The following is a 10471-nucleotide window of genomic DNA, read 5'->3' as shown; positions in this document are numbered from 1 at the left end:
ACGGCAAGATCGAGATCGACCCGATGATCACCCACACCATGCCGCTGGACGACATCAACAAGGGTTTCGACCTGATGCATGCCGGCGAATCTATTCGCTCGGTCGTCCTTTACTGATCGTAAAGGCCTGCTTAGTTACAAGGACGGCGGGGGCGGGCAACCGGTCCCGCCGTCAACCTGAAAGGACCGATTTATGGCTGAGCATTTTCACCTGGACGACGACGATGACGATGACGACGAGCGCCACCAGGAAGGCAAGAAGGACGAAGGGCTGGGCCTGCCCGAAGGGGACAAGATCGGCAAGCTGTATTTCAAATCGCGCACGGTGATCGTCGCCGGTCCGATCAACGACAAGCTGGCGCAGCGCACGGTCGCGCATCTGCTGGCCTTGGCCGAGGAAAGCGACGATCCGATCAACATGCTGATCAGCTCGCCCGGCGGCCATGTCGAATCGGGCGACATGATCCATGACGTGATCAAGTTCATCCGTCCGGTGGTGCGCACCATCGGCTCGGGCTGGGTGGCCTCGGCCGGGGCGCTGATCTTTGTCGGCGCGGAAAAGGAAAACCGCTATTGCCTGCCCAATACCCGATTCCTGCTGCATCAGCCCTCGGGCGGGATCGGCGGCACCTCGTCGGACATGATGATCCAGGCCGAGCAGGTGCGCCAGATGCGCGACCGGCTGAACCAGATCTTGGCCGAGGCGACCGGCCAGAGCGTCGGGAAGATCGAGCAGGACACGCAGCGCGATTTCTGGCTGAACACGCAGGAGGCGCTGGATTACGGCCTGCTGGGCAAGGTCATCCGCTCGGTGGATGAGCTGAAATGAACGCGGGCGGGACCGATATCCGGATCCGTCCCGCCACGCCCCAGGACCAGGCGGCCATCTGGGAGATTCTGGAGCCGGTCTATCGCGCGGGCGAGACCTATTGCATCCCGCCCGATATTTCCCGTGACGAGGCGCTGGCCGACTGGTTCGCCGCGCCCTTCACCGTTTTCGTGGCCGAGCATGACGGCCAGATCCTGGGCACCAGCCATGTCGGCCGCAACCGGCCCGGCCCGGCGGCCCATGTCGCCAATGCCAGCTTTGCCACCCATGCCCGGACGCGCGGCCGGGGCATCGCGCAGGCGCTGGTCACCCATGCCAAGGGCTGGGCCCGGGATCAGGGCTTTCGCGCCATGCAGTTCAACTTCGTCGTCGCGACCAATGCCGATGCCGTCCATTCGTGGCAAAAGGCCGGTTTCGATATTGTCGGCCGCCTTCCGGCCGCGTTTCTTCACCCGCAACATGGCTATGTCGATGCGCTGGTCATGTTCCACGATTTGACGAAAGAGGATCGCCATGACCCTGGCCCATGAGACCATATCGGAAAACCGCAGCTTCGGCGGCGTGCAGGGCGTCTATCGCCACCAGTCGCAGGCCACCGGCACCGCGATGACATTCGCGATCTACCTGCCGCCGCAGGCCCGGCATCACAGGGTGCCGGTCCTGTGGTATCTGTCGGGCCTGACCTGCACCCATGAGAACGCGATGACCAAGGCCGGGGCGCAGGAATGGGCGGCCGAGGCGGGGATCGCGGTGATCTTTCCCGACACCTCGCCCCGCGGCGAAGGCGTCGCGGATGACGAGGCCTATGATCTGGGGCAGGGCGCCGGTTTCTATGTCGATGCCACGCAAAAGCCCTGGGCGCCGCATTTCCGCATGTGGCACTATATCACCCATGAATTGCCGGAACTGGTCTTCGGCAATTTCGCGCTGGAACGCGAGGCGCAGGGGATCACCGGCCATTCCATGGGCGGCCATGGCGCGCTGACCATCGCGATGACCTTCCCCGAGCGTTACAGATCGGTCTCGGCCTTTGCGCCGATCGCCAATCCCAGCGAATCCGACTGGGGCCGCAAGCAGCTCTCGGCCTATCTGGGCGAGGATCGCGCCGCATGGGCGGGCCATGATTCCACCCTGCTGATGCGGGAAAAAGGCTATTCGGGCGAGGTGCTGATCGATCAGGGCAGCAAGGACCAGTTCCTCGATCTGCTGAAGCCCGAGGCGCTGGCCCATGCCATGGCCGAGCGCCGCCAGCCGGGCGTGTTCCGCATGCAGGAAGGCTACGACCACAGCTATTTCTTCGTGCAGAGCTTCATGGGCGACCATATCCAGTGGCACGCCGAGCGGCTGGGCTGATCCGCGCCATGGCGGCAAGATGAAGCGGATCCCCGCCGTCATCCTGGCCGGCGGCCTGTCGCGGCGCATGGGCGGCGGCAACAAGGCGCTGCGGATGCTGGCGGGCGAGACGCTGCTTTCCCGCGTCATCGCCCGGCTGCGCCCGCAGGCCGGCCCGCTGGCCCTGAATGCCAATGGCGAGGCGGCGCCGTTCGCGGCCTATGACCTGCCGGTCATCTCCGACAGTTTCGCCGGTTTCGCCGGGCCGATGGCCGGGGTTCTGGCCGGCATGGAATGGGCGGCCGGGCAGGGCGCGGAAAGCCTGGTCAGCGTCAGCGTGGATACGCCCTTTCTGCCCCGGGATCTGGTCTGGCGCCTGTGCGAGGCGGCCGGGCGGTCGGGCATCGCCATCGCCGCCAGCCCCGATGCCGGCGGCCTGCTGCGCGATCACCCGACCTGCGCGCTCTGGCCGGTGGCGCTGGCCGGCGACATGCGCGCGGCGCTGGAGGCGGGCCAGCACCGCATCGGGCTGTTCGCCGCCCGCTTCGATCCCGGCCGCGCGGTCTTTGACAGCCAGCCGGTCGATCCCTTTCTGAACCTGAACACGCCCGGGGATGTCGCGCGGGCCGAGGCGCTGCTTCAGACCCCGTAGCGGCGCCAGATCCGGTGCAGCCCCAGCGAGACCAGCCGCGCGAAGATCACCGTCATCAGCGACAGCATCAGCAGGGCGGCGAAGACGAGATCGGTCTTCATCCGGCCGTTCGCGTGGATCATCAGCGCGCCGAGGCCCCGCGCGCCGCCGACCCATTCGCCGATCACCGCGCCGATCGGCGCATAGACCGCCGCCAGCCGCAGCCCGGTCGCCAGTTGCGGCAGCGCTGCCGGCACCCGCAGATGCCACATGATGCGCCCGCGCGGGGCGCCCATGACATGGGCCAGATCCAGCGCTGCCTGTGGCGTCCGGCTCAGCCCGTCCAGAAAGGCGCTGGCGACCGGGAAAAAGACGATCAGCACGGTCACCGCGATCTTGGGCGCGATGCCGAAGCCCAGCCAGAGCGTCAGGATCGGCGCCAGCGCAAAGACCGGGATCGTCTGGCTGAAGGTCAGGATCGGGCGCAGCACGCCGCTCAGCCTTGCCGAGAACCCCATGGAAACCGCCAGCGCGGCGCCGATCGCGGCGCCAATGGCAAAGCCCAGCACCACCTCGGTCAGGGTGAAACCCGCATGGCGCAGGATCTCGACCCGGTTCAGCCAGAGCGCCTGCGCCACGGCCAGCGGCGAAGGCAGCAGAAACGGCGGGATGTCGGAGAGCCAGATGATCCCCTGCCAGGCGGCAAGGATCGTGGCGACAAGCACGGCCAGCGTCTTCATGCCATCATCCTGCGCATCAGATCGGCTTGCATGGCGAGCACCTCGAGCGCGTCATAGGGCCGGGCATGGCCTTGCCGGCGCGGCGGCGGGGCGGGGCATTCGCTCAGCCCCTGTTCGCGCAAAAGCAGGATGCGATCGCCCAGACGCGCGGCCTCGGCCGGGTCATGGGTGACCAGCAGCACGCTGCGGCCGGCCAGCAGCCCGGCCGAGAGTTCCTGCATCTGCGCCCGCGTGCGCGCGTCCAGCGCCGAGAAGGGTTCGTCCAGCAGCACCAGCGGCCGGTCCTCGAACAGGGTGCGGGCCAGCGCGACGCGCTGGCGCTGGCCACCCGACAGCCGGTCGGGGCGGTGATCCGCGCGATCCGACAGGCCGACCGCCCGGATCAGGGCGTCGGCGCGCGCGGCACTGTCGGCGGGGGGCGCTGCCCCCCGCCCATCCGTCCCCTTGCCGGGGCCGGATGGGCGCCCCCCGGGATATTTTGCCATGAAGGAGATTGGCAGAGTGCCGCGCAACCGCGCGCCCAGGGTGACGTTTCCGGTCACGTCGAGCCACGGGATCAGCCCGGGATCCTGGGCCATCAGGGCGACGGGCTGGTCGCGATGCACCTTTCCGTCGAAGCGGACGCCGGTATCCAGCCCCGCGATCAGCCGCAGGATCGTCGATTTGCCGACGCCCGAGGGGCCAAGCAGGCAGGTCCAGCGACCGCGTTCCAGCACCAGATCGACCGGGGCGAAAAGCGGCGCCTCACCGACCCAGGCGCGGCCGCTGAGGCTGGCGGCCGGGGTCGCGGCCGGGTCGGCGAGCCTGTTCATGTCGTCCCCAGGCCCCAGAACCCGACCTCGAGCCGGGTGGCGGCGGCGAAATGCTCGGTCAGCGCCGTCCAGCGGGGGCTGCTTTCGGGGTCATCGCCCAGGCGCTTGCGAATGGCGCTGTCCAGCAATGCGCCGGCATCGATGCAGGCCTGCTGATATTCCTTGCCGGAATAGACCTCGATCCAGTCGCGATAGGGCGTATCCTTCGCGGCCTCCTGCGCCAGCCGGGCGCCGATCTCGCCATAGCCCATCACGCAGGGCATCAGCGCCGCCAGCAGGTCGAGGAAATCGCCGGCGAAGCCGGTGGCGAGGACATAGCGCGTATAGGCCATGTTCGTATTCGCCTCGGGCGTGGTGAGGATGGTCTGGATGTCGATGCCGGCGGCGGCGCAGGTGCGCACATGCAGCGCGAGTTCGTGATCGAGCAGCGTGTGGACCGTGGCGGAACAGGTGCGCATCTCATCGAGATCGCCGGCCTTGACCACGGCCAGCGCCCAGGCCCGCGCGAACTGGATCAGAAACAGATAGTCCTGGACGAGGTAGTTCAGAAAATCCTGGCGCGGCAGGCTGCCATCGGCCAGTCCCTGAACGAAGGGGTGGCGGGTATAGGCGTCCCATTCCGGCGCCGCCGCGCGAAATCTGGCGAAGCTCAGGCCGTAGTTCATTTGTCTGCTCCCAGATCCATGGCAAGATCGGAAACCGGCAATATGCTGTCCACCAGCCCGGCATCGAAAAGGAACTGCTCGAACCGGGCATAGCGGCCCTGATCCAGCGCGGCGGGGCTTTGCGAGAACCGCGGCAGGGTGTCCTTCCACGCCTGTGTGTTCAATTCGTCCCGCAGGTCGGGCGCGGTGGCCGAGAAAAGCTGCCATGCCTCGTCGGGATGGTTGATCATGTATTGCGCGCCACGCTCGACCGCGCGCAGCAGGGCGCGGCCCTGTTCCGGGTCGAGCTTGTCCGGGTTGGCGACGATGATCAGCTCGTCATAGGTCGGCACGCCCTGTTCCTCGACATAGAAACAGCGGCCTTCGGCGCCTTCCAGCCGCATCTGGGTCAGTTCGAAGTTGCGATAGCCGCCGATGGTCGCATCGACCTGGCCGCTGATCAGCGCCGGCGAAAGCGACCAGTTCACGTTGATCATCTCGATGTCGTCCATGCCCAGCCCGGCATCGTCCAGAATGGCGCGGATCAGGGCGCTTTCGACCCCGGAGACGGAATAGCCGACCTTCTTGCCCTTGAGGTCCGCGACTTCCTGCACCGGCCCGTCGGCCCTGACCATCAGGCAGTTCAGCGGCGTCGCGACCAGCGTGCCGATGCGCCTGAGCGGCAGCCCCTCATGCACCTGCAGATGCAGCTGCGGCTGGTAGCTGATCGCGAAATCGGCCTGGCCGGCGGCGACCAGCTTCGGCGGATCGGCGGGATCGGCGGGGGCGACGATCTCGACCTCCAGCCCCTCTTCGGCGAAAAAGCCCTTTTCCTGCGCCACGATGATCGGGCCGTGATCCGGGTTCACGAACCAGTCAAGGATCAGCGAGACCCTGTCCTGCGCGAATGCCGGCTGCGCCAGCAGCGCAATGGCGGCGGCAAGCGTGACGTGCTTTATCAATTGTCTTCTCCAAGTGCCAAAAGGGTGATTTCGCCGCTCCAGCGGCGGGACAGCGCATCGGCCGCGCACCATGACCGCAACCCCGAGCGGCAGGCCAGGACCAGACGCTGGTCCGGTGCGGGCAGGGGGCCGGTTTCGCCGTAACCGGGGATGCGCAGCGCGGTGGCGGTCGCCTTGTGCGGGGCTTCGTCCTCGGGGCGCAGGTCGATGACCATGTCGCCCCTGGTGATCTCTTCGCGGGCGATGAAGCGGGGGCCGGGGTTCTCCGGCGCGCGGTCAAAGCGGAACTGCGTGAAACGGCCGCCTTCGTAGCGGATGAACTGACCCAGAGGCGAGGGGCTGAGTCCCAGCAGGACCGACAGCGCCATCTGTGCCTGCAGGCAGCCGAGCATGCCGACCACCGGACCCAGCACGCCCGCCGTGGCGCAGGTCTGGCCGCTGTCGGGCGGGTCGGGAAACAGCGCCCGCAGGCTGGGCGCGGTGCCGCAAAAGCCGCCGACATAGCCCGCGATGCCCAGGGCCGAGGCCGAGATCAGCGGCTTCCCCGCCGGCAGGCAGGCATCCGACAGCGTATAGCTGGCCGCGTAGCTGTCGGCGCAATCCAGCACCAGATCGGCCTGTGCGATCAGCGCGGGCGCGTTCGCCGGGGTCAGGCGATCGACCAGCGCGGTGATCCCGACCTCGGGGTTCAGGCGCGCCACGGCCTGCGCGGCGGCGCGGACCTTGGCCTGGCCGATATCCTTCATGCGATACAGCGGCTGGCGGTGCAGGTTGCTTTCCTCGACCGTGTCGGGGTCGATCAGCGTGATATGGCCGATCCCGGCGCCCGCCAGATATTGCAGCACCGGCACGCCAAGCGCGCCCGCGCCGACGACCAGCAGATGGGCGGCGGCGATGCGCGCCTGTCCCGGGGCGCCCATTTCCGGCAGGACCATCTGGCGCAGATAGCGGCTCATTGCGTCACCTTGAGCCATTCGCCGATGCGCGCCTCGGGGTCCGGGTTCAGCGTGATATCGGTCACGGCCGAGGCGATGTCGGCCCCCGCCCGGAACGCCTGCAGCGCGCGTTCGGGGGTCACGCCGCCGATGGCGACAAGCGGTATCGCCCCGACCAGCCTGCGCCATTCCGACACGCGTTCGAGCCCCTGCCGTTCCCATTTCATCTTTTTCAGGATGGTGGGCCAGACCGGGCCCAGGGCGATGTAATCCGGCTCAAGCGCCAGCGCGCGGTCCAGCTCCGCGTGATCGTGGGTCGAGACGCCCAGCCGCAGCCCCGCCTTGCGAATGGCGGGGATATCGGCCTCGTCCAGATCCTCTTGCCCCAGATGGATGAAATCGCAGCCAAGGTCGATCGCCGCCCGCCAGTGATCGTTGACCACCAGCGTCGCGCCATGTTCGCGGCAAAGCTTCTGACACAGGGCCAGTTCGCCCAGCAATCTTGCGGGCGGCAGATCCTTGATCCGGATCTGTACCAGTTTCACGCCCAGGGGCAGCGCGCGGCGCAACCAGTCCGAGCTGTCGAAAATCGGGTAAAAGCGGGGCAGTCTTGTCATTCTCATCCCAGGGAGGCCATGCCGAAAACAGGGGTCGAGGGGGCGGCCATGTCGCGCGCCTCGATCGGGTTCGCGGCGTGGGCAAGCTGTCCGGCCTCGATCGCCAGCGCCATGGCGCGGGCCATCGCGACCGGGTCGCCGGCGCGGGCGACGGCGGTATTCAGCAGCACCGCGTCATAGCCCAGTTCCATCGCCTGCGCGGCATGGCTGGGCAGGCCGATCCCGGCATCCACGACCAGCGGCACATCGGGGAAATGCGCCCGCAGGCTGCGCAGCCCGTAAGGGTTGTTCAGCCCCCGGCCCGAGCCGATCGGCGCGCCCCAGGGCATCAGCACCCGGCAGCCCGCATCCAGCAACCGGCCGCAGACCGACAGATCTTCGGTGCAATAGGGAAAGACCTGAAAACCGTCATCCGAGAGCACGCGCGCCGCCTCGACCAGCGCCACGACATCGGGGCACAGGGTGTCGTCGTCGCGGATGATCTCCAGCTTGATCCATGGGGTTTCAAACAGCTCGCGCGCCATCTGCGCGGTGGTCACCGCCTCGCGCAGGGAATGGCAGCCGGCGGTATTGGGCAGGATCGGGATGTCCAGCCCCTTGATCAGCTTGTGGAAATCTTGCCCCGCCCCGCCTTCGCGGCGCAGCGATACGGTGGCGATGCCGGCGCCGGATGCGCGAAACGCATCCGCCATGATGCTGGGCGAGGGGTATTGCGCCGTGCCCAGCATCAGCGCGCTCTCCACCCGCGTTCCGTAGAATTGCGGCATGGTCAGCCCCCCTGCATGGGCGCCACGACCTCAAGCGCGTCGCCGTCCTTCAGCGTCGCCGAGGGGCGGATGGCGGCGGGCAGAAACTCGCCGTTCAGCGCGGTGGCGACGCGGGCCGCGCCCAGCCCGATTTCGGCCAGAACGTCCTGCACGCTGGGGCCGGTCAGGTCGCGGATTTCTCCGTTAAGGGTGATTTTCATCCATGAACTCCGGTTTCTGGCCCGTCTGGATATGATCGGCGGCCATGCGGGCCACGGCGGGGGCCAGAAGATAGCCGTGGCGGTATAGGCCGTTTGCGTAAAGCGTGTTGCCGCGCCGGCGCAGGCGGGGCAGGTTGTCCGGAAATGCCGGCCGCGCGTCCGAGCCAAGCTCGACAATCTCGGCCTCGGCAAAGCCGGGATGCAGGGCATAGGCGGCGTTGAGCAGCTCGACCGCCGAACGCGCGGTGACGCGATGCTTGCCGCCCGTCTCCAGCATCGTCGCGCCGATCATGTAAAGCCCGTCGCCGCGCGGCACGATATACAGCGGGATGCGCGGATGCAGCATGCGGATGGTGCGGGTCAGCGTGACCTCGGGGCAGCGCAGCACCAGCATTTCGCCGCGCACACCGCGCAGGTCGGGCAGCGCATCGCGCGCCGCCAGCCCGCGGGCATCCACGATCAGGCCCGAGGGCTTGCCGTCGGGTTCGATCTCGATGCCCTGCGCCGCCAGCCGGTCGCGCAGCGTTCGCAATGCCTCGCGCGGGTTCAGATGCGCCTCGGTCCGATAGAGCAACCCGCGCTGGAAGCGGTCCTCCAGATCGGGCTCAAGCGCGGCGATTTCCTGTGCGCTCACGGTATCATGGCTGCGCGTCAGCCGGGCAAAGCGGTCCAGTTCCGCCCGGTCGCGCGACGGCGCCAGGACCAGCGTGCCCTCATAGGTGATGTCGGCACCGTTGGCCTGCCACCATTCGGCGGCTTTCAGGCCGTGATGCAGCACGGCGGGCTCGGCGCTTTCGGCCTCGCAATGGGGGGCCAGCATGCCGCCGGCATACCAGCTGCAACCATGCGGGCCGGGGCCGCCGGCCGGGTCGATGATCCGTGGCATGATCCCGCGCGAGGCCAGTTCGCTGGCGATCGCCAGACCCATGACGCCGGCACCAAGGATGGTGGCTGCGGTCATGGCTTGTCCCAGATCTCGTGGAAATGATGTACCGGACCATGGCCCATTCCGACGGCCAGGCTGTCGGCGGCGGCGATGGCGCCCTGCAGCCATTCATGGGCGCGGGTCACCGCCTGCGGTACGGTTTTACCCCGCGCCAGCCCCGCCGCGATGGCCGAGGATTGCGAACAGCCGGTGCCATGCGTGTTGCGCGTCTGCCGTCGCGGGGCGATCAGGGTCAGGGGATCGGGTCCGATCAGCAGATCGGTGCAGGTCGCGCCGATGCCATGCCCGCCCTTCATCAGCACGTTCGCGGCGCCAAGGGCGCGCAATGCCTCGCCCTGTTCGGTCATTTCCTCGGTGGTGGTGGCGGCATCGCGGTCCAGAAGCCGGGCGGCCTCGGGCAGGTTCGGGGTCAGCACCGTGGCCAGCGGCAGCAGTTCCGCGCGCAGCGCCGAGACTGCCTCGTCCGCGAGCAGCTTGTCGCCTGTCTTGGCGACCATCACCGGGTCCAGGACCACCGGGATCGGGTTGGAGTCCAGTACCGCCCGCAGATGCTGGGCGATAATTGTGATCACATCCGGCCCGCCGACCATGCCGATCTTGACCGCGCGCACATCGAGATCGCCGAAAACCGCATCCATCTGCGCGGCGATCATTGCCGGGCTGACCGGATCGACGGCCGAGACGATGCGCGTATTCTGCGCCGTGATCGCTGTGATCACAGATGCGCCGTACACGCCAAAGGCGGAAAACGCCTTGAGATCGGCCTGTATCCCCGCGCCGCCGCCGCTGTCCGAGCCGGCAATAGTCAGGGCGATGGGATAGGGCTGAATGACCGGCATGGCCCGCCTTTCCTATTGGGCGGGTCCTGCGAGCTTGGGGCGGATTGGTGGCGGCCGGTTCCTGTTCCTGCCGTCGCACTCTACCCTTCCCTACGCCGGCATGACCCGGATCAGGTTCGATGGGTCGGTGCCTGGCACCTCTCAGCCCCGCAAGGGGGCACCCCAAGTGTATGAGTCGTCCCGATAACCTAGGCTCCGACCGCGCAGGTTGCAAGAGG

The 10471-nt window shown here is 67.7% G+C and carries 14 protein-coding genes, 1 pseudogene and 1 riboswitch; of the genes and pseudogenes, 5 read left to right on the top strand and 10 right to left on the bottom strand.

Annotated features, from left to right (window positions below; translation table 11 throughout):
• The 5 genes and pseudogenes from IT41_RS20710 to mobA form a co-directional block, all read left to right on the top strand.
• Window positions 1–116: pseudogene (locus IT41_RS20710) on the top strand (S-(hydroxymethyl)glutathione dehydrogenase); the annotation flags it as partial.
• A 76-nt stretch (window positions 117–192) separates the two neighbouring features.
• Window positions 193–828, top strand: coding sequence for an ATP-dependent Clp protease proteolytic subunit (locus IT41_RS10610; RefSeq protein ID WP_036740971.1), 636 nt, complete (start codon window positions 193–195; stop codon window positions 826–828).
• Window positions 825–1358, top strand: coding sequence for a GNAT family N-acetyltransferase (locus tag IT41_RS10605; protein WP_036740969.1), 534 nt, complete (start codon window positions 825–827; stop codon window positions 1356–1358). The genes IT41_RS10610 and IT41_RS10605 overlap by 4 nt, the downstream gene beginning before the upstream one ends.
• On the top strand, window positions 1342–2181 hold the full coding sequence (gene fghA, locus IT41_RS10600) for an S-formylglutathione hydrolase (RefSeq protein WP_036740968.1): 840 nt from the start codon (window positions 1342–1344) through the stop codon (window positions 2179–2181). The genes IT41_RS10605 and fghA overlap by 17 nt, the downstream gene beginning before the upstream one ends.
• Window positions 2182–2200: 19 nt before the next feature.
• Window positions 2201–2812 carry a molybdenum cofactor guanylyltransferase MobA gene (gene mobA, locus IT41_RS10595; RefSeq protein ID WP_036740967.1) on the top strand — a complete coding sequence of 204 codons (612 nt, stop codon included), beginning with the start codon at window positions 2201–2203 and terminating at the stop codon, window positions 2810–2812.
• Here mobA and IT41_RS10590 read toward each other — a convergent pair.
• The 10 genes from IT41_RS10590 to thiD are packed head-to-tail and all read right to left on the bottom strand — an operon-like array spanning window position 2800 to window position 10253.
• On the bottom strand, window positions 2800–3531 hold the full coding sequence (locus IT41_RS10590; RefSeq protein ID WP_036740965.1) for an ABC transporter permease: 732 nt from the start codon (window positions 3529–3531) through the stop codon (window positions 2800–2802). The genes mobA and IT41_RS10590 overlap by 13 nt on opposite strands.
• A complete protein-coding gene (locus tag IT41_RS10585; protein WP_036740963.1) occupies window positions 3528–4343 on the bottom strand; it encodes an ABC transporter ATP-binding protein in 816 nt (271 codons plus the stop codon). Before IT41_RS10585 ends, IT41_RS10590 begins: the two co-directional genes overlap by 4 nt.
• Window positions 4340–5008 carry a thiaminase II gene (tenA, locus tag IT41_RS10580; RefSeq protein WP_036740961.1) on the bottom strand — a complete coding sequence of 223 codons (669 nt, stop codon included), beginning with the start codon at window positions 5006–5008 and terminating at the stop codon, window positions 4340–4342. Before tenA ends, IT41_RS10585 begins: the two co-directional genes overlap by 4 nt.
• Window positions 5005–5946 (bottom strand): ABC transporter substrate-binding protein, encoded by a 942-nt coding sequence (locus tag IT41_RS10575; protein ID WP_036741006.1) that lies wholly within the window; start codon window positions 5944–5946, stop codon window positions 5005–5007. Before IT41_RS10575 ends, tenA begins: the two co-directional genes overlap by 4 nt.
• Window positions 5946–6905 carry a HesA/MoeB/ThiF family protein gene (locus tag IT41_RS10570; protein ID WP_036740959.1) on the bottom strand — a complete coding sequence of 320 codons (960 nt, stop codon included), beginning with the start codon at window positions 6903–6905 and terminating at the stop codon, window positions 5946–5948. Before IT41_RS10570 ends, IT41_RS10575 begins: the two co-directional genes overlap by 1 nt.
• Window positions 6902–7501 (bottom strand): thiamine phosphate synthase, encoded by a 600-nt coding sequence (locus IT41_RS10565; protein ID WP_036740957.1) that lies wholly within the window; start codon window positions 7499–7501, stop codon window positions 6902–6904. Before IT41_RS10565 ends, IT41_RS10570 begins: the two co-directional genes overlap by 4 nt.
• Window positions 7502–7503: 2 nt before the next feature.
• Window positions 7504–8268, bottom strand: a complete 765-nt coding sequence (locus tag IT41_RS10560; protein ID WP_036740956.1) for a thiazole synthase — start codon at window positions 8266–8268, stop codon at window positions 7504–7506.
• Window positions 8269–8270: 2 nt separating this feature from the next.
• Entirely contained in the window at window positions 8271–8468 is a 198-nt protein-coding gene (gene thiS / locus IT41_RS10555) for a sulfur carrier protein ThiS (RefSeq protein ID WP_036740954.1), read from the bottom strand.
• Window positions 8452–9429: an FAD-dependent oxidoreductase gene (locus IT41_RS10550; RefSeq protein WP_036740953.1), complete on the bottom strand. Its 978-nt coding sequence runs from the start codon at window positions 9427–9429 to the stop codon at window positions 8452–8454. Before IT41_RS10550 ends, thiS begins: the two co-directional genes overlap by 17 nt.
• Complete coding sequence (thiD, locus tag IT41_RS10545; protein ID WP_036740952.1) at window positions 9426–10253, bottom strand: bifunctional hydroxymethylpyrimidine kinase/phosphomethylpyrimidine kinase; 828 nt, start codon at window positions 10251–10253, stop codon at window positions 9426–9428. The genes IT41_RS10550 and thiD overlap by 4 nt, the downstream gene beginning before the upstream one ends.
• 70 nt (window positions 10254–10323) lie before the next feature.
• Window positions 10324–10428, bottom strand: a riboswitch (TPP riboswitch).
• Between the last annotated feature and the right edge of the window lie 43 nt (window positions 10429–10471).

Origin of the sequence: Paracoccus halophilus, from assembly GCF_000763905.1 — a bacterium.
Lineage (GTDB): Bacteria > Pseudomonadota > Alphaproteobacteria > Rhodobacterales > Rhodobacteraceae > Paracoccus > Paracoccus halophilus.
This window is presented reverse-complemented; position numbering and strand designations above follow the sequence as displayed.